This window comes from Cypionkella sp. (genome assembly GCF_030652235.1).
In the GTDB taxonomy this organism is placed as follows: domain Bacteria; phylum Pseudomonadota; class Alphaproteobacteria; order Rhodobacterales; family Rhodobacteraceae; genus Cypionkella.
The window spans coordinates 21,785-44,904 of the sequence record NZ_JAUSBA010000051.1 but is presented as its reverse complement, the minus strand read 5'-3'; the positions used below and the strand labels follow the sequence as shown (position 1 = coordinate 44,904).

Genomic DNA, 23,120 nt, shown 5'->3' with positions numbered 1-23,120 from the left:
CCGGCAACCTAAGCAGCCGCCCACATCATCACAATGGCCTTAGCCGCGCTGCGCCACGATTTCGCGCGCAATCGCCGCCCCCAGCCGTGCGTTGTTCAAAACAAGGGCGATGTTGGAGACCAGCGAGCGGCCAGCGGTCAGCTCAAAAATGCGGTGCAGCAGGAAGGGGGTGACTTCTTTTGCGGCGATGCCTTGGGCGGCAGCCTCGGTCAGCGCCTGCTCAATCGCTGGATTGATTTCGTTGCGCGGAATTTCATCGGCGAGCGGGATCGGGTTGGCGACCAGTTGCCCCCCCGGCAGACCCAACCGCGTCCGCATCAACTGCGCCGCCGCAATCTCTGCCGCCGTATCCATCCGCAACGGCGATTTCAGCCCGGAATCGCGCGACCAAAATGCCGGAAACGCATCTTGCCCGAAGGCAATCACTGGCACGCCCTTGGTCTCCAGATATTCCAGCGTTTTCGGCAGATCGAGGATGGCTTTCGCCCCCGCTGCAATCACCGTGACAGCAGTTTCACCGAGTTCCGGCAGATCAGCCGAGATATCGAACGAGGTTTCCGCCCCGCGATGCACGCCGCCGATCCCACCGGTGGCAAACACATCAATCCCGGCCAGCTTGGCGCAGATCATCGTGGCCGCCACCGTCGTCGCCCCGACAGCCCCCTTGGCAATACACGCCGCAATATCGGCGCGCGAGATTTTCATCACCTCGGGCGCTTGCCCCAAAGCATCGAGTTGCGCATCGGTCAGCCCGATCAGGATACGCCCGCCCATCACCGCAATCGTAGCGGGTGTGGCGCCATGCGCGCGGATTTCGGCCTCAACCGCCCGGGCGGCTTCGACGTTTTGCGGGAACGGCATGCCATGGGTGATGATGGTGGATTCCAGCGCTACAATGGCAGTACCTGCGGCACGTGCGGCGGCGACTTCGGGCGAAAAGCTGAGCAAATCGAGGGTCATGACGGTTGTTCTCCTGAAACATAGATGGCGGCGGCGGCCAAGGCGGCGGCAAGTGCGGCCTCACGCGGGCTGCCTTGGCGTTCTGCGACGATATGGGCGGCCATGAATGTGTCGCCCGCACCGGTAATCCTTGTGACCATCACCGGCGGCGGGGCGGCGGTGATCACCCCTGCACCCTTGCGGCCTTCGGCGCAGGGCTTGCCGCCATGCGTCACCAGCACATGCGCGGCACCATGCGAAAGCAGCCCCTCTGCGGCATCAAAGGCAGTCTCATAGCGGGCATGGCAGATCAAACCGGCTTCTTCGAGGTTCACATAAAGTGTCGCGCGGGGGTGGTTCAGCAATGGCAACAGACGCTCGGCTTTGCCGGGGCTTGCGGGGGCGACGCGCAGATCGGCGCAGGCGAACAGCGGCGAATGGGCGATCTCGGACAACAGTGCAACAGTCAGATTGCCGTCCAACGCGACCATGCCGGACCAAGGCGCATCCACGGTTCCCAAGCGACCATCCGCCAAGGGCCGCAAGATCTTATCCCCCGCCGCCTCCAGCGAATGTGCGTCGGCAATCGCGGCGATCAGGCCATTCGCACCCTCAATCGCCAAATAACGGTCGGTCGGCAGGTCTTCTGATCGGTAAAGGTGATCTGTCACCATGCCCATGCGCTGACAGGCGGCGATCAACTCATGGCCTTCTTCGTCTTGGCCGACCGCAGAAAGCAGGGCAGGGGTCAGACCAAAGCGGCTCAGCGTCATCGCGATGTTCATAGCCACACCACCGGGCAGCCGGGTGATCCGCCCCGGTACGTCCGAGCCAAGCCGCATCGCAATCGACGAGCGGCCAATGATGTCCCATAATACGGACCCGATGCAGAGGATGTCAGGTGTCATGCGGCTGTCATCGCAAAGTTGGCGCGGAAACTCAAGACGGCGCGCTTGGGCTTGCCCCTTTGCCGGTGTTAAGCCAGCTTGCTGTTGGCGCTACATCGTGCAAATTCTATGAAGCGCTGATTTTTGCCCAATCCACTTGCATCCCTGCCGACCTTCGTCTAAAGCCGCTTCACTTCACAGGTGAGGCTTGGGCTTTGCGGGGAGAAATCCCGTAAACTCCGCCGGTTGGACCGTAAGGTCTGAGACAGCTTCACCGAGGATTGAAACCGGAAAAGGATAAGACATGGCTCTACCCGAGTTCTCCATGCGTCAGCTGCTTGAAGCAGGCGTTCACTACGGCCACCAGACCGCACGCTGGAACCCCAAAATGGGCCCGTATATCTACGGCGACCGCAATGGCATCCACATTCTCGACCTGACGCAGACCGTTCCTTTGCTGGATCAGGCGCTGAAAGTCGTGCGCGACACCGTCGCCAAGGGCGGCCGTATTCTGTTCGTTGGCACCAAGCGCCAGGCACAAAAGCCGGTGGCCGAAGCTGCCGAGCGTTGCGCACAATTCTACATGAACCACCGCTGGCTGGGTGGCACGCTGACCAACTGGAAAACCGTTTCCCAGTCGATCGCGCGCTTGAAAACCATCGACGAACTCTTGGGCGCAGGCGGCGAAGGCCTGACCAAGAAAGAGCGTTTGATGATGGAACGCGACCAGTCCAAACTGCAAGCGTCCTTGGGCGGCATCCGCGAAATGGGCGGCACCCCGGATCTGATCGTGGTCATTGATGTTGGCAAAGAAGATTTGGCGATCTTGGAAGCGCAAAAACTGGGCATCCCGGTTGTCGGCATCGTCGACACCAACAACTCGCCCAAAGGCGTGACCCACGTGATCCCCGGCAACGACGACGCCGCGCGTGCAATCCAGTTGTATTGCGAGCTGATCGCTAAAGCTGCTCTCGATGGTATGTCGGCCCAAATGGGCGCTGCGGGCATCGACCTTGGCGCTTTGGAAAACGCACCGGAAGAAGAAGCGATCGCTGACGCCTGATAGGGCTTTACGCGACTGATACACGGCGGGGATACGGCTTAGGCCCGGTTCCCGCCGCACTCATTTGTTGAATTTCAGGAGACTGAACATGACCGTAACCGCTCAAATGGTTAAAGAACTGCGTGATTCCACCGGCGCAGGCATGATGGACGCGAAGAAAGCCTTGGTTGAAACCAATGGCGATATGGAAGCTGCGGTCGATTGGCTGCGCACCAAGGGTTTGGCGAAAGCCGCCAAGAAAGCTGACCGTGTCGCCGCCGAAGGTCTGGTTGGCATCGCCGTTTCTGGCGGGCGTGGCGTGGCTGTCGAGATCAACTCGGAAACTGACTTTGTGGGCAAGAACGCTGACTTCCAGGCGATGGTGCACAACATCACCAAAACCGCTTTCCGCGCGCAAAATCTTGAAGATCTGAAGAATGCCGATCTGGCGGGTCAGCCGGTTCACATCGTGATTTCCGAAGCGGTGGCCACCATCGGCGAGAACATGAACCTGCGTCGCATGGCCTCGATCGAAGGCGATCATGTGGCAGCATATGTGCATAACTCGGTTGCTGACGGCCTTGGCCGCATCGGTGTTCTGGTGGCTATCAAAGGCAGTGAACATACCTTCGCCAAGCAAGTCGCGATGCATGTCGCCGCCACCAACCCCCTTGCCTTGTCCGAAGCTGATCTTGATCCGGTTGTGGTCGAGCGTGAATTGGCGGTGCAAACCTCCAAAGCGCTGGAAGAAAATGCAGCTTCCGCCAAACCAAAACCCGATGCGGTGATCCAGAACAACATCATTCCCGGCCGTATGAAGAAATTCTTGGCTGAGAACACCCTGATGGGCCAGATGTTCGTGATGAACCCAGAAATCACCGTCGCTGAAGCTGCAAAGCAAGCCGGCGTTGAAATCATCGGTTTCGTCCGTATGGGCGTCGGCGAAGGCATCGAGAAAGAAAAAGAAGATTTCGCTGCAGAAGTCGCAAAGATGGTTTCGGCCTGATCTTTTCGGCAGATTTTAGGGCAGGGGGCTGGTGGCAACACCAGCCCTTTTGCTTTCAACCACTATATATTGTGGAATTCGTCCTAAAATAGCCGCCAAAACACAAGTCATTCCCAACGGGGAAGAATCTCGGGCTTTTACAAAGTGCATTGGCACAGCGTAAAATCAACACCAAAAAGAAAAACGGCACAGCTCTGGGGGCTGTGCCGCTCTGTGCTGCACCACGGGGATGAGGACCAGCACGGCTTTGGCACTACGGGCAAAATAAGCCGCAAAGCCAGTCTCGGGCGGGGGAAGGCCCCCAATCTGCGCAGGGATGCCGGTGTTTGAAAATGCAAACTGACATCGCCTGACGTCCCAAAGGCCGAAGCCTTTACTCACGGAACTGTGACAGAATGTCAGCTTACCTAAGGGAAGCCTAGTCGGGGAATCCTTACCTTGCGGCCACCGGAACAGGGCTGGCATCGGTTGGATTGCGTTGAAAGATCAGGTTCATTAGGGCTGCTTTCGCCACAGCCTGCGCGGTGGTGTCGACCGACAAAGTCTCGCGCGCCAGCCGCAGATGTTTCTCAATCATCGCGGCCGACACGCCCATCAGCAGCGCCACATCCTGACTGGTCTTGCCATCAGCAATCCATTCCAAAGCCTCACGCTGGCGGGTGGTCAAGGCCCGGCGACGGTTGGAAAACGGCAGTTGGATCAGCCGCAGATGCAGCATATTGGCGACGGCCAGCAATTCATCATGCTTCTCGGCAAACAGCGCATCTACGGCTTCCACGCTGATCCCCGGATCGGCGATCAGCCCCAGCGCACCCTTGGCCCGCGCCGAGGTTTCCGGAAAACTGATGGAAATCCCAGCAGTTATGCCCATAGCCACGTTGTGCTTCACCGTCTCGATTTCCTCAGGCGTCAGCTTGCCCGCAAGCATCGCTTCGCGCACCCAAGTCCAGGTGCAGGCTCCTTCATTGTTCTGCGCCCAACGAAACGCCGGCGTTTTGGCATAGAAGCCATTACGGAAATAGCCCCTGGCATAGGCCTCAGACCCCGTGGTCAGAAACAGCGCGTCATCCGGATCGCCAATCGTGCGGGTCGATCGAAACCGGGTGAAGCCATAGTTCACCAGCCCGAACCCCAGCGAGGCAAAATACCGCGTCGCCAGCCGCCAGACATCGTCGGCACTGGTGCTTTGCGCAATACTCACCAACAGCGCATAACCTGCTGTCACGATCTGTCCTGTCTGGCTGTATCCCCGGTGCGATTGTTAGGCACTTCTCCGCCGCAAGTCGAGCAGAATGCAGGGCAGGGTTGTGCGCTAGGCGATGGCCGCCGCCCGAATTGCCGCAATGTTCACCCCGTAAGGTGCAGGATTACCCACCGAGCCGCCCTTGAACACCGCAGATCCCGCGACCAGTACATCCGCGCCAGCTGCCACCACCAAAGGCGCTGTCTCTACGGTCACGCCGCCGTCAATCTCAATATGGATCGGGCGATCGCCAATCATTTTGCGCAGGGCCCGCACTTTATCCAGCTGCGAATGGATGAACTTCTGCCCGCCAAAGCCCGGGTTCACCGTCATGACGCAGACCATATCGACCAGATCAAGTAGATGCGCCACAGCGTCAATACCCGTGCCTGGATTGATCGCCAGTCCAGCCTTTTTCCCCGTCGCGCGAATGGCTTGTAAGGTGCGGTGAATATGCGGCCCAGCCTCCAGATGCGCCGAGATCAGATCCGCGCCAGCCTCAGCAAATGCCTCAATATAAGAGTCCACCGGAGCGATCATCAAATGCACATCCATGAAGCCCTTGATATGCGGCCGGATCGCCGCACAGGTCGCCGGGCCAAAGGTGATGTTCGGCACGAAATGCCCATCCATCACATCGACATGCACCCAATCCGCACCCTGATCTTCAATCGCGCGACACTCCGCGCCAAAGTTGGCAAAGTCGGCAGCAAGGATAGAGGGCGCGATCTTGATCTGGCGGCTAAAGGTCATCGCATATTCCATCTGGGGCAAGTTGCTGGTTCATAGCCCAATTCACGCAGTTTGGTCCAGTACTAGATCGGATACATATTACATAATATTGATTACAGGATAAATTGTTGTAACTGGGGACATTCTCCTTAATGTTTTTTGATATCAGAGATTTGGTGCACCCAGCACGATTCGAACGTGCGACCTTCGCCTTCGGAGGGCGACACTCTATCCAGCTGAGCTATGGGTGCCTACGATTGCTATAACTGTTACTGCCTTGGGCTGCAACGCGAAATTAGCCAAAAAGTTCGTGGCACAACTCCAAGGCCGAGATCAGCGCGTCGACTTCCGCTGTGGTGTTGTAAAGCCCGAACGACGCCCGGCATGTTGCCCCAAGCCCATAGTGCTGCATCAACGGCATAGCACAATGCGTGCCCGCCCGCACCGCAATGCCGCGCTTGTCCAGCACAGTCGAGATATCATGCGCATGGGCTTGACCTTGCAGCGTAAAAGAGAAAATCGCGCCTTTGGTGTCCGACGTTCCCTGCACGGTCAACCCGTTCAATCCAGCCAGTTTCGCCCTCGCATAATCGCGCAAACCGAGCTCATAGGCGGCGATATTCGCCATACCAAGACCGGTCAGATAGTCCAGCGCCACGCCCAGCCCGATTTGCTGCACGATGCCCGGCGTGCCAGCCTCAAACTTCATCGGGGGGTCGTTGTAGGTCACGCTGTCGCGAGTCACCTCGCGGATCATATCGCCGCCACCAAGAAATGGCCGCATCTCGACCATCCGGTCGGCCTTGATGAAGATCGCGCCGGAACCGCTTGGCCCGTATAACTTATGTCCGGTTATGGCATAGAAATCGCAGCCAATGGCCTGCACATCCACCGTACTGTGCACCGCCGCTTGGCTGCCATCGACCAGCACCGGAACTCCCCGCTCTTGCGCGCCCCGACAGATCGCAGTGACATCAACAACGGTTCCTAACACATTGGACATATGGGTAATTGCGATCAGTTTGGTGCGCGGGGTGATCGCATCCAGTACCGCTTGCGGGTCTAGATCACCCTTGGTGTCAACCTCGACCCATTTCAGCACCACGCCCAAACGTTCACGCAGAAAATGCCACGGCACGATATTGGCGTGATGCTCCATGATCGACAGCACGATCTCATCACCTGCCTGAAACCGCGGTGCCGCCCAAGCGTAGGAAATCAGATTGATGCCCTCGGTCGCCCCCGTGGTGAAGACAATCTCATGCTCGGAGCCTGCGTTCAGAAACCGCGCGATCTTGCTGCGCGTGGCCTCATACTTGTCAGTCGCAAGATTAGAAAGGTAGTGCAAGCCCCGGTGAACATTGGCATATTCCATCGAATAGGCTTGGTTTATCGCAGCAATCACCACTTGCGGCTTTTGCGCCGAAGCCCCATTATCCAGGTAAACTAACGGTTTGCCATTGACCTGCCGCGACAAGATCGGGAAATCGCTGCGAATTTTCGCGATATCGTACATGATCAGCCTTTCATTCCCACCAGCGCGATCGCGAGCAAGACCGAGACGGCAAGCACCGTTCCGATAATGCCAAACAGTACTTTTGCAGCCGAAGCAAAGCTGTGCATCTCGGCGATAAAGTTGGATAAAACCCACACAAACAATACCATACCGAACAAACCTATGGCGGAAGCCAACGAGGGCGACACCACCATCATCACGATCTGCGCCAGTTGCAGCAAACACAGCAACGCTTCGGTCCATGCGATCAACACAAGTGCATCGGCAAAGCCGCCAAGCCCACCAAACATCCGCCCCACGCCTTGCGCAAGCATCGCCATGATCACCATCACGACGGCTTGCAGAGCCGCCACCTGAAGCGGATTTTGCAACATGGCCAAGATGCTAGGCTCGATCATACTGGGTTCAGCCTGATCGGGTGCCAGCAGCAAAGACACCGTGGCAAGCAGGGCTGAGAGCACCGCCATCAACGCCGTCATCAGCCAGACCGTTGAAAGCGGCAACCGCAAGCCCAACAAATGTCGCGCCGCCGCGCGTGGGTTTTGCACGGTCAACTGCATGACATGCCTGAGTTCAGCCTGCATCGCCACGCCCCGCTTCCCGCAACATCGAAATCCAGATCCAGAGAAAGCCCAGGCCGACCACGACCGCCACCAGATTGGCTTGCAAACCCGGCCCGATCATCCCGGCGACCAACCCCTGCAACAGCATCCCCGGCGTCACCGCCAAAAGCGACGAAAACAGCGCCAGACGCGCAGAGAAATAGCTGCCCTGCCCGCGCATTGCCTTTGCGATCCAATGGCTTACGGCTGCCAGCAGATAAAAGAAGGGGACCAAAGCCAGCAGTGCCAACCCCGAAGCCACCAGCCGCTGCACCATCGGCACCTCGGGCTGCAGTACGGTTTGGCGCGACAGGAACGGCCACAGCGACACGAAAGCCAGCAGCAAAAATGCCACCAGCAGGCTGAAGGCGAACGGCTCAGATTTGGGCCGCTGCAAATGCCGCCGCATCACCGCTTTCGGCTGCCGCCATGCCTGCACGATATCGGTTGTGACTGACATTTAATGCTCGTGACGCGCCAGCCAGCTTTGCAACCGCTGCCGGATATCGTCGGAAATCACCTCATCTTCAATTTCCGAAATCGCCTCGGCCAAGAACGCCAGCACCAGCAGCGATTGCGCTTGCCGCAACGGCACCCCGCGCGAGCGCAGGTAGAACAAAGCGGTTTCATCAATCGCGCCCGAGGTCGAACCGTGGCTGCATTTCACGTCATCGGCGTAGATTTCCAGTTCGGGCTTGGCCAAAAACTGGCTGTCGCCATCCAGCATCAGCGCCTGACTGATCTGATAGCCATCGGTCTTCTGCGCGCCCTGTTTCACCAGAATCTTGCCCTGAAACACCCCAACCGCGCCGTTTTTCAGCACTTTCTTGAACACTTGGCGGCTTTCGCAGCGCTCGGCGGCATGAGTGATGAATACGGTGTCGTCGTGGTGAAAATCGCCGTCACCCAAAGCCGCCCCAGCGACATGCGCCACCGAATCCGCGCCGAGCAGTTCCAGCACCGCATCATTGCGGGTCAGACGGCCGTTTGCGGTCAGGGTGAAGGATTTGAATGCAGCATTGCGGCCAATGCGGGCAAACAGATGCGTCACCGCTTGCCGTGTATGCGCCCGGCCCTGCGCCCGGATGTGGTGAAAGCGCGCGTCATCGGCGACCTCAATTTCCATCACATGGTTGAAGCGCGCAGCAGCAGCCCCATTCTCGAGAATGGTCACTTCCGCACCGGATTCAACCTTAATGCAGTGATGCAGAATCACGTCAGAAGTCATTGATTTATGGTGATAAATCAAAGAAATAGGTTTAGATGGCGTCTGCGTTACGCGGATCAACAGGCCATCATCCGCAAAAGCCGAATTCAACGCCGCGAATGGCCGCTGCACCGGGCTTTGGCCACGGGCTTCCAGCACGCCATAAAGCGCACTCGCCCAGTGAATATCGGCCTCAGCCGCGTCACACGTCCGCTCAATCTGCACGCCCTCCAGCGCCAGTGCATCCGACTGGCTGGCATCAAACACACCATCGACAAACACGATTTTCAACCGATCCACGCCGCTGAACGGTGCGGGTTCGTCACCCGGATCGAACAGAGTGACCGGGGCGGCCTCGACCGCGTTCAGCCCGGTCGGGTCGGTGTAGCGCCAATATTCATCACGTTTGCCAGGCAGCCCCATCGCGGTCAGACGCGCCAAAGCATCGCTGCGCGCGGCCCCCAGCCAGCCCTGCGGTGCAAAGCTTAAAGCGGCAATCCGCGCCTGCAGCGCATCGTGCTTCGATTGCAAAACCGCCATCAGACACTCTCCGCCAAAAGGTCTGCATAGCCGTTGTTCTCAACTTCCAGCGCCAGCTCTGGCCCGCCGGTTTTGATAATCCGCCCCGCCGCCATGATATGCACAAAATCAGGTTTGATATGGTCGAGAAGCCTTTGATAATGCGTGATAACCAAGAATGAACGCCCTGCCCCGCGCAAAGCATTGACGCCTTCCGCAACCAACTTCATCGCATCGACATCCAGCCCAGAATCCGTCTCATCCAGAATGCACATCTTCGGTTCCAGCATCGCCATTTGCAGGATCTCGTTGCGCTTTTTCTCGCCGCCCGAGAAGCCGACATTGACCGGACGCTTCAGCATTTCAGCATCAATTTGCAGTGCCTTCGCCTTTTCCCGCACCAGTTTCAAGAAATCACCCGCCGAGATCTCCGTCTCATTGCGTGCTTTTCGCTGCGCGTTCACTGCGGTGCGCAGAAAGGTCATATTGCCAACACCGGGGATCTCCACCGGATATTGGAACGCCAAAAACAGCCCCACCGCAGCCCGCGCTTCTGGCTCCATCTCTAGCAGCTCTTGACCTTCAAGCTTGGCCGAACCCTCGGTCACCTCATAGCCATCGCGGCCCGACAGCACATATGACAGCGTCGACTTGCCCGACCCATTCGGCCCCATGATCGCATGCACTTCGCCAGCGCCGATCTTTAGGTTAACTCCGCGCAGAATGACTTTATCTTCTTCTTCAAGTTTGACGTGTAGGTTATTGATTTCGAGCATTTTTCCCTCATTCATCTTTTCACGCAACAGAGCTGCCAAACTTTAGCCAACCGAGCCTTCAAGGCTGATCGCAACCAAACTTTGTGCTTCCATTGCAAATTCCATCGGCAGGGCTTGCAGAACTTCCTTGCAGAAACCGTTCACCACCAGCGCCACAGCTTCTTCCTCGTCCATCCCGCGCGAGCGGCAATAGAACAACTGATCCTCATCCACCTTGCTGGTCGTCGCCTCGTGCTCAACCCGGCTGGAATTGTTCTTTACCTCAATGTAGGGCACGGTGTGGGCCCCACATTTATCGCCGATCAGCAGGCTGTCGCATTGGGTATAGTTGCGGCTGTCGGTGGCTTTCGGGTGCATCGACACCAGGCCACGATAGGTATTCTGCGCCCTGCCCGCCGATATGCCCTTGGAAACAATACGCGATTTTGTGCGCTTGCCCAAATGCACCATCTTGGTGCCAGTGTCGGCTTGCTGGGCATTGTTGGCAATCGCGATCGAGTAAAACTCGCCCTGACTATCATCGCCACGCAGGATGCAAGACGGGTATTTCCAAGTGATCGCCGAACCGGTCTCCACTTGCGTCCACATCACTTTCGCCCGATCGCCCCGGCAATCGGCGCGTTTGGTCACGAAGTTATAGATGCCGCCAAGGCCGTTTTCATCGCCCGGATACCAGTTCTGCACTGTTGAGTATTTCACCTCGGCATCTTCCAAAATCACCAGTTCCACAACCGCTGCATGCAGTTGATTGGTGTCGCGTTTTGGCGCCGTGCAACCTTCCAAGTAGCTGACGTAACTGCCTTTATCGGCAATGATCAGCGTGCGCTCGAACTGCCCGGTGTTCTCGGCATTGATGCGGAAATAGGTCGAAAGCTCCATCGGGCAACGGGTGCCCGGCGGGATATAAACGAAGGAACCATCGGAAAACACCGCCGAATTCAGTGTCGCAAAGAAGTTATCCGACTGCGGCACCACCGAGCCGATGTATTTCTTCACCAGTTCGGGATGTTCCTTGATCGCTTCCGAAATCGAGCAGAAAATTACCCCGGCTTTCGCCAATTCCGCCTTGAATGTGGTACCAACCGACACGGAATCGAACACCGCATCCACAGCGACCTTGCGCTCGCCCATCGTCTCTGCGCCCTCAACTCCGGCCAGAATAAGCTGTTCTTTCAACGGGATGCCGAGCTTCTTATAGGTGGCCAAGATCTTGGGATCGACGTCATCCAGCGATTTCGGTTTCACCGCCATACTCTTGGGTTTGGCGTAGTAATACTGATCCTGATAGTCGATCTTAGGATAGTTCAACATCGCCCAATGCGGCTCTTCCATCTGAACCCAACGCCGATACGCGGTCAGACGCCATTCCAGCATCCACTCGGGTTCTTCATTCTTCGAAGAAATCAGCCGCACGATGTCTTCCGACACACCCTTCGGCGCGTAATCCATCTCAATCTCGGTCGCCCAGCCGTATTTGTAGGTGCCAGACATCGCATGAACGGTCTCGATCGTCTCCCGATCCACCCCATCACGCACTTCCAGATCTAAATCGGCCATCACTATCTTCCTTTTATTCCATGGCGTTGCCGCCTGAAGTTCACGCGACGCGCGAACGTATCCGTTTGTAGTCCCGCGCCCAGGCTTCGGCGAAGCGCAGCACTTGGGTCTCTGTCACATCCGGTCCTAGCGAGATGCGGATCGCCTGACCCGCCGCCGCCTCATCATAGCCCATCGCCTTCAGCACCCGACTGGCGCGCACTTTGCCGCTGGAACAGGCCGAGCCCGCCGATACCGAAAACCCCGCCAGATCCATCGCCATCACCTGCGTCTCGCCCTTCCAGCCCGGCGCGATCAGGTTCAACGTGTTCGGCAACCGCTTCGCCCTATTCCCGACTGAAATAATATCAAATCCCATGGCGGACAATGCTGAATCTAGAATATTTCTAATTTCCGCCACCCGCTCCCAAATCCCATCCGCCAAATCCCGCGCAGCCGCCTCTGCCGCCGCTGCAAATCCCGCGATGCCAATCAGGTTTTCGGTGCCAGCCCGCCGCCCCATCTCCTGCCCGCCGCCCTTCAGTTGTGACGCCACATCCAAGCCGGGTCGCAGCACCAAAGCGCCGATGCCTTTCGGGCCACCCAGCTTATGCGCCGAGATCAAACCCATCTCGCATCCCAGCCAATTGAACGCCAACGGCAGCTTGCCAAAGCCTTGCGTCAAATCAGAAACCGCCAAACCAGCAGGCAATTCCTGCACCACGCCGGTTTCGGAGTTTGCCAGTTGCAACGCGGTGCGGGCAGGCTCCAACACTGTCACCCGGCCGTTCGAATCCACCGCCAGCCCCGCCTCGCACCAAGCCGAAACCGCCTCATGCTCCACTTGCGCACAATTCAGCCCCCGCCCCGCGCAGGCCAAGGCCGCAGCCTCGGTTGCCCCCGAGGTAAACACGATATCTGCGCCCTCTGCCCCCAGCGCAGCAGCAATCTTCCGCCGCGAGCGTTCCATCAACGCCTTCGCCGCCCGCCCCTCGGCATGCACCGAAGACGGGTTGCCCACCACCTCCATCGCCGCAATCATCGCCGCGCGCGCTTCCGGGCGCAGCGGCGTGGTCGCGTTCCAATCAAGATAAATCCGGCTCATTCCTCGACCACATCCACCACCCGGAACAAAGCGGGCACCGCCGGGCATGGCGTCATCGCATTGCCGATCACATCCGACAGCCGCGTCTGGTGCAAGAATACATAGACATGCGCCGAAAGCCCCTCCCACAGTCGATTGGTCAGGCTTTGCGCCCGCGAACCAGACACGCCACCCGAGGCCCCCGCCCCCGAATGCATCGCATCGACGTTCTCCTCAACCGCTTCCATCACCTCGGAAATCCGAATGGAATCCGGGTTGCGCGCCAAGCGGTAACCGCCGCCCGGACCGCGCACCGCCTCCACCAAACCCGCGCGGCGCAGCTTGACGAACAACTGTTCCAGATAGGGCAAAGACAAGTCCTGCCGCTTGGCAATTGCCGCCAGCGACATCAAATCATCGCTGCCTTTAACCTCGGCCAAAGCCAGATCGGCCAGCGCCACCATCGCGTAACGCCCCTTGGTCGATAGTTTCATGCCCAGCACCCACCCAATTTCGTGACTATCCATTGACGTCGGGGGTGCGTCCGCTTAACTCAACCCCAGTCCATGAGCGGTTTTGCCGCTTTAGAATGGTTCTAGTATATCCGAGCGAATTCGTCAACAATTCGTTCGGGAAACAGGCACGGAGCTTACATGCCCGAAGTTATATTCGCCGGCCCAGAAGGCCGCCTCGAAGCACGTTACCATCCGCAGAAAGAGCGTGATGCGCCGATTGCGATCGTGCTGCACCCGCATCCGGCTTACGGCGGCACGATGAACAACAAGGTTGTCTACAACCTGCATTACGCGTTCTACAACCTTGGCTTCACCGTGATGCGGTTCAACTTCCGCGGTGTTGGGCGTAGCCAAGGCGAATATGACATGGGCATTGGCGAACTGTCGGATGCGGCTTCCGCCCTCGATTACCTGCAAAGCATGAACCAGAACGCCAAGCATTGCTGGGTCGCGGGCTTTTCGTTTGGCGCGTGGATCGGCATGCAACTGCTGATGCGCCGCCCGGAAATCACCGGTTTCATCTCGGTCGCCCCACCGGCGAACCTCTATGATTTCAGCTTCCTCGCCCCCTGCCCGGCGTCTGGCCTGATCATCAACGGCACCGCAGACAAGGTGGCTCCGCCGAAAGACACCATCAATCTGGTGAACAAACTGCACGAGCAGAAGGGCATCACCGTCACCCATACCCAGATTGAGGGCGCCGATCACTTCTTCAAGGATGAAGAAGCGCATATGAAGCCGATGATCGACACCGTGTCGGGCTATGTGAAGCGTCGTCTGACAGAAGTGACCCGCTAAATGGGCGTCGTCGAGGATATGGGCGATGCGCTTGCCCGCGACGTGATCGCCGCGATGGAAGAACTCGACGACCACCGCTTGCCCGACAAGGTCTCCAAAGTGCTGCTGGATGCCTCGCCCACCATGCAGGAGGCGTTTTTAACCGCCTACCGCGTCCGCGTCGCTGAACAGCGCGGGCGCAAATACATCGACGCTTTGCTGAAAGCCAAACGCGAAGGCACAACGCCGCCGCCCGGCCCGCATATGCAGAGCGGCCATTGACGGCCCGGCTGGAGGCGCAATTCGCGTTTCTGAATGAGGCAGATCGCCTGAAATCGGTGCTGCGGGCTACGACGTTGTGCGATGGCTCGCGGCGGGAAAATTCGGGCGAACATTCCTGGCATCTGGCGCTTTACGCGCTGGTGCTGGCCGACCACGCCACCCCCAACGTTGATATCTCGCGCGTGATCAAGATGTTGCTGGTACATGATCTGGTGGAAATTGATGTCGGCGACGTGCCGATCCATTCCGCGAATGGCCTTGCTCATGCCTCTACAGACACCCAAGCCGCCGAATCCCGCGCCGCAGATCGCATCTTCGGGCTGCTTCCCAATGACCTAAGCTCCGACCTTCGCGCGATCTGGGATGAGTTTGAAGCAGCCCAAACCCCCGACGCCATCTTCGCCAAATCCCTGGACCGCGTGCAGCCGGTGATGGCCAACCTGCAATCGGGCGGTGGCACTTGGATCACCTACAACGTCACGCCCGAGCAGTTAGAATCCCGCGTTGGCAGCAAAATCGCCAAGGGCGCGCCAAGGCTATGGGATTGGGTGCGCGCGAAGACCCAAAGCTTCTTCAAATAGGCCGAGACATTTCGGTATACCGTCGCATACCATCTTCCCTTTCACAGTATTTTCACCTAAACCCTGCGCAAGCACAACCAACCACAAGGGGCCGACATGACCAAGATTAAGGTAGCGAATCCCGTCGTCGAACTCGACGGCGACGAGATGACCCGGATCATCTGGGATTTCATCAAGCAAAAGCTGATCCTGCCCTACCTCGATATTGATCTGAAGTATTACGATCTGGGCATTGAAGAGCGTGATCGCACCAATGACCAGATCACCATAGACTCGGCCTATGCGATCCAGAAATACGGTGTCGGCGTCAAATGTGCCACCATCACCCCGGATGAGCAGCGGGTTGAGGAATTTGGCCTGAAACAGATGTGGAAATCGCCCAACGGCACCATCCGTAACATCTTGGGTGGCGTGATCTTCCGCGAGCCAATCATCTGCAAAAACGTGCCCCGTCTGGTACCCGGCTGGACCAGACCAATCGTGGTTGGCCGTCACGCTTTCGGCGATCAGTATAAGGCGACCGATTTCCGCTTCCCGGGTGCTGGCAAGCTGACGATGAAATTCGTCGGTGATGATGGCACGGTGATCGAGAAAGAGGTCTATCAAGCGCCGTCCTCGGGCGTGTTCATGGGCATGTATAACCTTGACGATTCTATCCACGACTTCGCACGCTCGTCGCTCAACTATGGTTTGCTGAAAGGCTGGCCGGTCTATCTGTCGACCAAGAACACCATCCTGAAAGCCTATGATGGCCGCTTTAAAGACATCTTCGCAAAAGTCTATGCCGAGGAATTTGAAGACCAATTCAAGGCTGCTGGCATCCATTACGAACACCGTTTGATCGACGATATGGTGGCGTCGGCGATGAAATGGTCGGGCGGCTATGTCTGGGCCTGCAAAAACTACGACGGCGATGTGCAGTCCGATACGGTTGCGCAAGGCTTCGGCTCGCTTGGCCTGATGACCTCAATCCTGATGACGCCCGATGGCCAGACGGTCGAGGCTGAAGCCGCGCATGGCACCGTCACTCGGCACTTCCGCGAGCATCAGAAGGGTAAGGCGACCTCGACCAATTCGATCGCCTCGATCTACGCTTGGACCGGCGGTCTGAAGCACCGCGCCAAGTTGGACAGCAACGAGCAGCTGATGCGCTTTGCCAGCACGTTGGAAAAAGTCACCGTTGATGCGGTTGAAGATGGCTGGATGACCAAGGATCTGGCTTTGCTGGTTGGCCCCGATCAGAAATGGATGACCACGATGGGCTATCTGGAAAAGGTCGATGAATATCTGAACAAAGCCCTGCATGGCTAACCCACAAAGGCCCGGACGATGGTTCCGGGCCTTTTTCTTATGGTAATTATACGTCAGCATTATTGACACAAATACCGCGGCTGCATTACAAAGCGTCATGACCGACGCCAACCGCCATTCCGCCATCGAAGACGCCCAAGGCATCGCCTTCGGCGTCTGCATGGCCGCCGTCGGCATGCACATCTTAACGTACATGGGTTTCATCGCAGGCCAAACCACCGGAGTCGCAGCCCTGATCAGCTATGCCACCGGCTATCCGTTCTCGGCGGTGTATTTCAGCATCTCGTTGCCGTTCCTATGGTTCGGCTACCACCGCATGGGGCTGGCTTTCACCCTGAAAACCTTTCTCTGCGTCGCGCTGCTGTCGCTGGCCATCGCCATCCTGCCACGTTGGCTTACGTTCTCGCACATCCAACCCGCCTTCGCCGCGATACTGTTCGGCATCCTGTTTGGCATCGCCGCCCTCGCCGTTGTCCGCCACGGCGGCAGCTTTGGCGGCATCTCGATCCTATGGCTGATCCTGCAAGACCGCACCGGGTTCCAAGCCGGCTATGCACAACTGATTTTCGATGCCGTGCTATTCACTGTCTCACTGCTGTTTCTTGACTGGCATATTCTAGGCTGGTCCTTCCTTGGTGCCGCTGTTTTCAACCTATTCCTCGCAATCAACCACCGCCGCGACCGATACATCGCAACCTGACAAGGTTCCTCTGGCCTTTCCGGCCCATCTAGGCTATCGCCGCGCAAAAGCTGACAATAGAAAGAGACCTCCCCGATGGAGCTTCGCAACATCGCCATTATCGCGCACGTCGACCATGGCAAGACCACCCTCGTTGATGAATTGCTAAAACAGTCCGGCTCGTTCCGCGACAACCAAGCGGTTGCCGAGCGCGCGATGGACAGCAACGACATTGAACGCGAGCGTGGCATCACCATTCTGGCGAAATGCACCAGCCTTGAATGGGGCGGAGCGCGGATCAACATCGTCGACACCCCCGGCCACGCCGATTTCGGTGGCGAAGTTGAACGCATCCTGTCGATGGTTGATGGCGTGGTGCTGCTGGTCGACGCCGCTGAAGGCCCGATGCCGCAAACCAAATTCGTCACCGCGAAAGCCCTCGCGTTGGGCCTGCGCCCGATCGTGGTGCTGAACAAGGTCGATAAGCACGACGCCGAACCCTCGCGCGCGCTGAACGAAGTGTTCGATCTGTTCGCAAACCTAGGCGCTGACGATGATCAACTCGACTTCCCGGTGCTGTACGCCTCGGGCCGCTCCGGCTGGGCCGATGTTGAACTCGACGGCCCGCGCAAGGATCTGAACGCGCTTTATGAATTGGTGATCAAGCACGTCCCGGAACCCGCGCAGATCGCCCGCCGCGCCGAGCCGTTCCAAATGCTGGCAACCACTTTGTCGGCGGACCCGTTCATCGGCCGTATCCTGACAGGCCGCGTTGAAGCAGGCACCCTGCGCGCGGGCGAAACCATCAAAGCCCTGTCGCGCGATGGCACCAAGATCGAGCAATTCCGCGTCTCGAAAGTGCTGGCCTACCGTGGCCTGGTGATGACGCCGATTGACGCCGCAGAGGCTGGCGACATTGTCACCCTGTCTGGCATGACCAAAGCCACCGTGGCTGACACGCTGTGTGCTTTGGAGATTGAGACCGCAATCCCAGCGCAACCGATTGATCCGCCAACGATTTCGATCACCTTCGGCATAAATGACAGCCCACTGGCTGGCAAAGAAGGCTCCAAGGTACAGTCGCGCATCATCCGCGAACGCCTGATGAAAGAAGCCGAGATCAACGTCGCAATCAAAGTCACCGACACCCCCGGCGGCGACGCCTTTGAGGTTGCGGGTCGTGGCGAATTGCAAATGGGCGTGCTGATCGAAAACATGCGCCGTGAGGGTTTTGAGCTGTCAATCAGCCGCCCCCGAGTGCTGTTTCAAGACATCGACGGCGTGAAATCTGAACCGATCGAAGAAGTCACCATTGACGTTGACGATGAATACACCGGCGCTGTGATCGAAAAGCTGACCGGTCCCCGCAAGGGCGATCTGGTCGAGATGAAGCCAGCAGGCGTTGGTAAAACCCGTCTGATCGCACATGTGCCGTCGCGCGGTCTGATCGGCTATCACGGTCAGTTCATGACCGACACCCGCGGCACTGGCGTGCTGAACCGGGTGTTCCACGATTGGGCGCCCCACAAGGGTCCGATTGAAGGCCGCCGTCAGGGCGTGTTGATCTCGATGGAATCCGGGATTTCGGTCGCCTATGCGATGTGGAAGCTGGAAGACCGCGGCCACTTCTTCATTGGCGTGCAGGAACCGGTCTACACGGGCATGATCATCGGCGAACACTCCCGCGACAACGATCTGGAAGTGAACCCGCTGAAGGGCAAACAACTGACCAACGTCCGCGCCTCTGGCACGGATGAGGCCGTGCGCCTGACCACCCCGGTCAAGTTGAGCCTTGAGCAGTGCATCGCCTATATCGACGATGATGAGCTGGTCGAAGTGACGCCAAAATCGGTGCGGATGCGCAAACGCTACCTTGATCCAAACGATCGCAAACGCCACTCGCGCTCGGCCTGAACCAATGAAAACCCGCCGAAAGGCGGGTTTTTTCTTCTGAAGTTGAAGATTCTAAACCGCAAGCGCCAGTCGGCACGGCATAAATGTATCCACTTTCACATCCACACCTTCAAACGTGCAGAAGGTGTTCGATGCAATCTCATTCCAACCGCCCTCCTCGGCCTCAAGTGGTTCTGACACCACTGCCATGCCGCCACGCGTCTCGGACCAGCGATAATACAGACTCGGGGCGGCATCATCCGTCGCATAGCGCACCGCATAAAGCCGCTTGCCATCCGACAAAGCCGCCGTCATCCGCAGATGCGGCAGCGCCCCCTTGGCCTTGGCCACCGCGATGAACCGCGCCGAGGCGCGCTCCAACGCCCCACGCGGGTCACTGTCCAATCCCTCAGCCAGTGCCACCAAAAACAGCGCTTCGGAATCCGTCGCCCCCTTACGCGCCGCATACAGATTGTCGGGAATCATCATATCAGCATCGCGGCGAAACTGCTCATAACCGCCGACTTGGCCATTGTGCATAAACGACCACACCCCATGCACGAACGGATGGCAGTTGTTGCGGCTGGTCGCGGTGCCGGTCGAGGCCCGCACATGCGCCAAAAATAGCCCCGATTTCACCTGAGCCGTCAGGCTGCGCAGGTTCGGATCAGACCAAGCGGGCAGAACATCGCGGTAAAGCCCCGGTTCAGCCCGATCCCCATACCACGCCACGCCAAAACCATCGGCGTTGATGGTCGAATGGCACTGCGTCGCGCCATGGCTTTGGTGGATCAAAGAATGTCCCGGACGGCTGATGATCTCATCCAAAAAGATCGGCGCGCCCGCGTAAGCTGCCCAACGGCACATAATCCGCCCTCACATTCCCGGACCTGACTGGCCTCTTAAGGAAAACATACTACAATATGCATATATTGCAGTGCATTTTTCCGTAAAATTTACACAAGACGAGATACTATTCGCCCAGCTCCTCCACCACGACGAGATCGCGATGCGAGGCACCCTTGGCATGGGCAAGCGCCGACTGGTAGGCGGGCGAATGATAACACTCAACCGCCGCCTCAACGCTCGGGAACCGCGCTACCACATTGCGGGCGCGGTCGTTGCCCTCAAGCTGAACATAACGCCCTGATCTGGCGAGGAATTTTCCGCCAAACGAGGCCAGGATCGGCCCCGCCAACACGGCATATTTGCCATAAGCCTCGGCGTCGATCACTTCAACATGTGCAATCCAAAGTGCCGTCGCCATGTCACACCTCCAAAGCGGCATGCACCGCTGCAATCGCCGCATCGGCCAGCGTGATATCCGCGCCACCACCCTGCGCCATATCCGGACGACCCCCGCCACCCTTACCGCCCAAAGCTTCAACCGCCGCTTTGGCCAAGGTCACTGCCGAAATCCGCGCTGTCAGATCCGCCGTCACCCCCGCCGCGACCGCAGGTTTCGCCCCGGTATCGGCGATCAGCACAATCGCACCCGAGCCAATCTGCGCCTTCATCTCGTCAATCAACCCCGGCAAATCCTTGCCCGAGACGCCCGTAAGCACCTGAGCAATCAGCTTTACCCCATTGATTTCCTTGATCTCTGGCCCACCAGACTTGCCGCCCATTGCCAATTCACGCCGCAACTGCGCCACCTCATTGGCCAAAGCCCGGCGCTCATCCTGCAAAGCTTTCACCCGCTCCAGCACATCGCCCGGATGGGTTTTTAGCGCCAAAGCCACCGTGGCCAAGCGCTGATCCTGCGCGCGCAGATGATCCAGTGCCGCTTGCCCGGTCAAAGCCTCAATCCGGCGCACGCCCGAAGACGAGGCGGAGTCGCTTAGCAGCACAAACGCACCGATATCCCCTGTCCGCCCGACATGGGTGCCGCCGCAAAGCTCCAGCGAATAGGTACGCCCCTCGCCGCCCTTGCCCGACCCATCGCGCAAACCCATCGAGACCACCCGCACCTCATCGCCGTATTTCTCACCAAACAACGCCTGCGCGCCTAGGGCCCGCGCATCATCCGGCGTCATGATCCTTGTATCCACAACAGAGTTTTGCCGAATGAATTCATTGACTTCCGCCTCAACAGACGATTGCTCACCCTCAGACATCGCCGCAGAATGGCTAAAGTCAAACCGCAAACGATCCACCGCGTTCAAAGACCCGCGCTGTGCGACATGATCGCCCAAAGCCCGCCGCAATGCCTCATGCAGCAGGTGTGTGGCCGAGTGGTTGGCCCGGATAGCACCCCGCCGCCCATGCGACACCTCTAGTTTCGCTGGTTGGCCGCGCAAAATCGTGCCCTCCAGCACGGTGGCGATGTGCATGAACACCCCCGCCGATTTGCGCGTGTCGGTCACTTCCGCCAAACCCGTCTGGGTGCGGATCAGCCCGGTATCGCCGACCTGCCCACCACTTTCGGCATAAAACGGCGTCTGGTTCACCACGACCTGCACAGACGCGCCAACCTCAGCCGCGCCAATCTGCGCGCCATCCCGCACCAACGCGTCAATCTGACCCTCGGCGGTTTCGGTGTCATAGCCTAGGAATTCGGTCACACCATGCGCCTCGGCAATCTCAAACCAGATCTTCGCATCCGCCGTACCGCCCGCGCCAGACCAAGCCGCCCGCGCTTTTGTTTTCTGTTCCTGCATCGCGGCATCAAACCCAGCCACATCCACCGAGCGCGCCTGTTCGCGCAGCACATCTTGCGTCAGATCCAGTGGGAAGCCATAGGTGTCGTAAAGCTTGAAGGCCACACCGCCCGGCAAATCGCCACCTTCGGGCAGGCGATCCAATTCATCATTCAGCAGCCGCAAGCCACGATCCAGCGTGGTTTTAAACCGCGTCTCCTCCAACAACTGGGTTTCTTCGATCAGGCTTTGCGCCCGCGCCAGTTCGGGATAAGCCGCACCCATCTGCTGCACCAATGCCGGCACCAAACGGTGCATCACCGGATCTTGCGCGCCCAACATATGCAAATGCCGCATCGCCCGCCGCATGATCCGCCGCAAAACATAGCCACGGCCTTCGTTGCTGGGCATCACGCCGTCGGCAATCAGAAACGAGGTCGAGCGCAAATGGTCTGCGATCACCCGGTGGCTGGTTTTCGCTGGCCCATCCGGGTCAGAATTGGTCGCATGCGCCGACGCCTCGATCAGACTGCGCATCAAATCCGTGTCATAATTGTCGTGTTTGCCTTGCAACAACGCGCCAATCCGCTCCAGCCCCATGCCCGTGTCGATCGACTGCATATCCAGCGGGCGCATCGTGCCATCGGCAAACTGTTCGTTCTGCATGAACACGTTGTTCCAGATCTCAATAAAACGGTCGCCATCTTCTTCAGCGCTGCCGGGCGGGCCGCCCCAGATATGGGCGCCGTGATCATAAAAAATCTCGGTGCACGGCCCGCACGGCCCGGTCGGCCCCATCCGCCAAAAGTTATCATCGGTTGGGATGCGGATGATCTTTTCATCGGAAAGGCCTGCGACCTTTTTCCAGATCGAAGCCGCCTCGTCATCGGTATGATAGACCGTGACCAGCAGCTTGTCTTTGTTCAGCCCAAAGTCTTTTGTCAGCAATTCCCATGCAAAAGCAATGGCTTGATCTTTGAAGTAATCGCCAAAGCTGAAATTTCCCAGCATCTCAAAAAACGTATGATGCCGCGCGGTATAGCCGACATTGTCCAGATCATTGTGCTTGCCACCCGCGCGCACGCATTTCTGTGCCGTGGTCGCACGTTTGTAATCGCGGGTTTCCACCCCGGTGAAGCAATTCTTGAACTGCACCATGCCGGAATTGGCGAACATCAGCGTCGGATCGTTGCGCGGCACCAAGGGCGAACTGTCCACGCGTTTGTGGCCGTTGCGCACGAAAAAATCGAGATAGGTCGAGCGGATGTCATTCAACGAAGCCATAGGCTTGGGCCTCCAAAAAGCGAGAAAAACTGGTCCCGCCCCGTTTATCCGCCCCTGCGGGGGCTGTCCA

At 58.3% G+C, this 23,120-nt stretch carries 23 protein-coding genes and 1 tRNA gene; 8 read left to right on the top strand and 16 right to left on the bottom strand.

Annotation, left to right across the window (positions count from 1 at the left end; translation table 11 throughout):
* Window positions 1–39: 39 nt before the first annotated feature.
* A complete protein-coding gene (locus Q7V03_RS18050; protein WP_304926987.1) occupies window positions 40–960 on the bottom strand; it encodes a pseudouridine-5'-phosphate glycosidase in 921 nt (306 codons plus the stop codon).
* On the bottom strand, window positions 957–1,847 hold the full coding sequence (locus Q7V03_RS18045; protein WP_304926986.1) for a PfkB family carbohydrate kinase: 891 nt from the start codon (window positions 1,845–1,847) through the stop codon (window positions 957–959). Before Q7V03_RS18045 ends, Q7V03_RS18050 begins: the two co-directional genes overlap by 4 nt.
* Window positions 1,848–2,130: 283 nt before the next feature.
* Here Q7V03_RS18045 and rpsB point away from each other — a divergent pair, with 283 nt between their 5' ends.
* A complete protein-coding gene (gene rpsB, locus Q7V03_RS18040) occupies window positions 2,131–2,889 on the top strand; it encodes a 30S ribosomal protein S2 (RefSeq protein WP_304926985.1) in 759 nt (252 codons plus the stop codon).
* Window positions 2,890–2,977: 88 nt separating this feature from the next.
* On the top strand, window positions 2,978–3,874 hold the full coding sequence (gene tsf / locus Q7V03_RS18035; RefSeq protein ID WP_304926984.1) for a translation elongation factor Ts: 897 nt from the start codon (window positions 2,978–2,980) through the stop codon (window positions 3,872–3,874).
* 433 nt (window positions 3,875–4,307) lie between these two features.
* Here tsf and Q7V03_RS18030 read toward each other — a convergent pair whose 3' ends face one another.
* The 11 genes from Q7V03_RS18030 to Q7V03_RS17980 all read right to left on the bottom strand — a co-directional run bounded on the left by Q7V03_RS18030 (window position 4,308) and on the right by Q7V03_RS17980 (window position 13,583).
* Window positions 4,308–5,099: a LuxR family transcriptional regulator gene (locus tag Q7V03_RS18030; RefSeq protein WP_304926983.1), complete on the bottom strand. Its 792-nt coding sequence runs from the start codon at window positions 5,097–5,099 to the stop codon at window positions 4,308–4,310.
* An 87-nt stretch (window positions 5,100–5,186) separates the two neighbouring features.
* Entirely contained in the window at window positions 5,187–5,870 is a 684-nt protein-coding gene (rpe, locus tag Q7V03_RS18025; protein WP_304926982.1) for a ribulose-phosphate 3-epimerase, read from the bottom strand.
* A gap of 153 nt (window positions 5,871–6,023) precedes the next feature.
* Window positions 6,024–6,100: transfer RNA gene (locus Q7V03_RS18020), tRNA-Arg, on the bottom strand.
* Window positions 6,101–6,144: 44 nt separating this feature from the next.
* On the bottom strand, window positions 6,145–7,365 hold the full coding sequence (locus tag Q7V03_RS18015; RefSeq protein WP_304926981.1) for a cysteine desulfurase: 1,221 nt from the start codon (window positions 7,363–7,365) through the stop codon (window positions 6,145–6,147).
* Window positions 7,366–7,367: 2 nt separating this feature from the next.
* Entirely contained in the window at window positions 7,368–7,949 is a 582-nt protein-coding gene (locus tag Q7V03_RS18010; RefSeq protein ID WP_304926980.1) for a YIP1 family protein, read from the bottom strand.
* A complete protein-coding gene (locus tag Q7V03_RS18005) occupies window positions 7,939–8,427 on the bottom strand; it encodes a Yip1 family protein (protein ID WP_304926979.1) in 489 nt (162 codons plus the stop codon). The genes Q7V03_RS18010 and Q7V03_RS18005 overlap by 11 nt, the downstream gene beginning before the upstream one ends.
* Complete coding sequence (gene sufD, locus Q7V03_RS18000) at window positions 8,428–9,714, bottom strand: Fe-S cluster assembly protein SufD (protein WP_304926978.1); 1,287 nt, start codon at window positions 9,712–9,714, stop codon at window positions 8,428–8,430.
* Complete coding sequence (sufC, locus tag Q7V03_RS17995) at window positions 9,714–10,469, bottom strand: Fe-S cluster assembly ATPase SufC (protein ID WP_304926977.1); 756 nt, start codon at window positions 10,467–10,469, stop codon at window positions 9,714–9,716. The genes sufD and sufC overlap by 1 nt, the downstream gene beginning before the upstream one ends.
* 42 nt (window positions 10,470–10,511) lie before the next feature.
* A complete protein-coding gene (sufB, locus tag Q7V03_RS17990; protein WP_304926976.1) occupies window positions 10,512–12,026 on the bottom strand; it encodes a Fe-S cluster assembly protein SufB in 1,515 nt (504 codons plus the stop codon).
* Between the two features lie 40 nt (window positions 12,027–12,066).
* Window positions 12,067–13,110, bottom strand: coding sequence for a cysteine desulfurase family protein (locus Q7V03_RS17985; protein WP_304926975.1), 1,044 nt, complete (start codon window positions 13,108–13,110; stop codon window positions 12,067–12,069).
* A complete protein-coding gene (locus Q7V03_RS17980) occupies window positions 13,107–13,583 on the bottom strand; it encodes an Rrf2 family transcriptional regulator (protein WP_304926974.1) in 477 nt (158 codons plus the stop codon). The genes Q7V03_RS17985 and Q7V03_RS17980 overlap by 4 nt, the downstream gene beginning before the upstream one ends.
* A gap of 159 nt (window positions 13,584–13,742) precedes the next feature.
* Between Q7V03_RS17980 and Q7V03_RS17975 the strand changes: the two genes are divergently transcribed.
* From Q7V03_RS17975 to typA, 6 genes are all read left to right on the top strand, one after another.
* A complete protein-coding gene (locus Q7V03_RS17975; protein ID WP_304926973.1) occupies window positions 13,743–14,402 on the top strand; it encodes an alpha/beta hydrolase in 660 nt (219 codons plus the stop codon).
* A complete protein-coding gene (locus Q7V03_RS17970; protein WP_304926972.1) occupies window positions 14,403–14,663 on the top strand; it encodes a hypothetical protein in 261 nt (86 codons plus the stop codon). It abuts the gene before it with no gap.
* Window positions 14,660–15,244, top strand: a complete 585-nt coding sequence (locus Q7V03_RS17965; protein WP_304926971.1) for an HD family hydrolase — start codon at window positions 14,660–14,662, stop codon at window positions 15,242–15,244. The genes Q7V03_RS17970 and Q7V03_RS17965 overlap by 4 nt, the downstream gene beginning before the upstream one ends.
* A 96-nt stretch (window positions 15,245–15,340) precedes the next feature.
* Window positions 15,341–16,555: an NADP-dependent isocitrate dehydrogenase gene (locus Q7V03_RS17960; RefSeq protein ID WP_304926970.1), complete on the top strand. Its 1,215-nt coding sequence runs from the start codon at window positions 15,341–15,343 to the stop codon at window positions 16,553–16,555.
* A gap of 97 nt (window positions 16,556–16,652) precedes the next feature.
* Window positions 16,653–17,255 (top strand): YitT family protein, encoded by a 603-nt coding sequence (locus tag Q7V03_RS17955; RefSeq protein WP_304926969.1) that lies wholly within the window; start codon window positions 16,653–16,655, stop codon window positions 17,253–17,255.
* 75 nt (window positions 17,256–17,330) lie between these two features.
* On the top strand, window positions 17,331–19,148 hold the full coding sequence (gene typA, locus Q7V03_RS17950; RefSeq protein ID WP_304926968.1) for a translational GTPase TypA: 1,818 nt from the start codon (window positions 17,331–17,333) through the stop codon (window positions 19,146–19,148).
* 51 nt (window positions 19,149–19,199) lie between these two features.
* On the opposite strand, the gene Q7V03_RS17945 is transcribed toward typA, so the two are convergent.
* The 3 genes from Q7V03_RS17945 to alaS all read right to left on the bottom strand — a co-directional run bounded on the left by Q7V03_RS17945 (window position 19,200) and on the right by alaS (window position 23,050).
* A complete protein-coding gene (locus Q7V03_RS17945; protein ID WP_304926967.1) occupies window positions 19,200–19,994 on the bottom strand; it encodes a class II glutamine amidotransferase in 795 nt (264 codons plus the stop codon).
* Between the two features lie 106 nt (window positions 19,995–20,100).
* Complete coding sequence (locus Q7V03_RS17940; protein ID WP_304926966.1) at window positions 20,101–20,394, bottom strand: DUF1330 domain-containing protein; 294 nt, start codon at window positions 20,392–20,394, stop codon at window positions 20,101–20,103.
* Window position 20,395: 1 nt separating this feature from the next.
* A complete protein-coding gene (alaS, locus tag Q7V03_RS17935; RefSeq protein WP_304926965.1) occupies window positions 20,396–23,050 on the bottom strand; it encodes an alanine--tRNA ligase in 2,655 nt (884 codons plus the stop codon).
* Between the last annotated feature and the right edge of the window lie 70 nt (window positions 23,051–23,120).

Excerpts from the sequence above, each read along its gene's own strand:
- Q7V03_RS18050 (WP_304926987.1), bottom strand. The coding sequence starts at position 960 with ATGACCCTCGATTTGCTCAGCTTTTCGCCCGAAGTCGCCGCCGCACGT.
- Q7V03_RS18045 (WP_304926986.1), bottom strand. The coding sequence starts at position 1,847 with ATGACACCTGACATCCTCTGCATCGGGTCCGTATTATGGGACATCATT.
- rpsB (WP_304926985.1), top strand. The coding sequence starts at position 2,131 with ATGGCTCTACCCGAGTTCTCCATGCGTCAGCTGCTTGAAGCAGGCGTT.
- tsf (WP_304926984.1), top strand. The coding sequence starts at position 2,978 with ATGACCGTAACCGCTCAAATGGTTAAAGAACTGCGTGATTCCACCGGC.
- rpe (WP_304926982.1), bottom strand. The coding sequence starts at position 5,870 with ATGACCTTTAGCCGCCAGATCAAGATCGCGCCCTCTATCCTTGCTGCC.
- Q7V03_RS18015 (WP_304926981.1), bottom strand. The coding sequence starts at position 7,365 with ATGTACGATATCGCGAAAATTCGCAGCGATTTCCCGATCTTGTCGCGG.
- Q7V03_RS18010 (WP_304926980.1), bottom strand. The coding sequence starts at position 7,949 with ATGCAGGCTGAACTCAGGCATGTCATGCAGTTGACCGTGCAAAACCCA.
- Q7V03_RS18005 (WP_304926979.1), bottom strand. The coding sequence starts at position 8,427 with ATGTCAGTCACAACCGATATCGTGCAGGCATGGCGGCAGCCGAAAGCG.
- sufD (WP_304926978.1), bottom strand. The coding sequence starts at position 9,714 with ATGGCGGTTTTGCAATCGAAGCACGATGCGCTGCAGGCGCGGATTGCC.
- sufC (WP_304926977.1), bottom strand. The coding sequence starts at position 10,469 with ATGCTCGAAATCAATAACCTACACGTCAAACTTGAAGAAGAAGATAAA.
- sufB (WP_304926976.1), bottom strand. The coding sequence starts at position 12,026 with ATGGCCGATTTAGATCTGGAAGTGCGTGATGGGGTGGATCGGGAGACG.
- Q7V03_RS17985 (WP_304926975.1), bottom strand. The coding sequence starts at position 13,110 with ATGAGCCGGATTTATCTTGATTGGAACGCGACCACGCCGCTGCGCCCG.
- Q7V03_RS17980 (WP_304926974.1), bottom strand. The coding sequence starts at position 13,583 with ATGAAACTATCGACCAAGGGGCGTTACGCGATGGTGGCGCTGGCCGAT.
- Q7V03_RS17975 (WP_304926973.1), top strand. The coding sequence starts at position 13,743 with ATGCCCGAAGTTATATTCGCCGGCCCAGAAGGCCGCCTCGAAGCACGT.
- Q7V03_RS17970 (WP_304926972.1), top strand. The coding sequence starts at position 14,403 with ATGGGCGTCGTCGAGGATATGGGCGATGCGCTTGCCCGCGACGTGATC.
- Q7V03_RS17960 (WP_304926970.1), top strand. The coding sequence starts at position 15,341 with ATGACCAAGATTAAGGTAGCGAATCCCGTCGTCGAACTCGACGGCGAC.
- Q7V03_RS17955 (WP_304926969.1), top strand. The coding sequence starts at position 16,653 with ATGACCGACGCCAACCGCCATTCCGCCATCGAAGACGCCCAAGGCATC.
- typA (WP_304926968.1), top strand. The coding sequence starts at position 17,331 with ATGGAGCTTCGCAACATCGCCATTATCGCGCACGTCGACCATGGCAAG.
- Q7V03_RS17945 (WP_304926967.1), bottom strand. The coding sequence starts at position 19,994 with ATGTGCCGTTGGGCAGCTTACGCGGGCGCGCCGATCTTTTTGGATGAG.
- Q7V03_RS17940 (WP_304926966.1), bottom strand. The coding sequence starts at position 20,394 with ATGGCGACGGCACTTTGGATTGCACATGTTGAAGTGATCGACGCCGAG.
- alaS (WP_304926965.1), bottom strand. The coding sequence starts at position 23,050 with ATGGCTTCGTTGAATGACATCCGCTCGACCTATCTCGATTTTTTCGTG.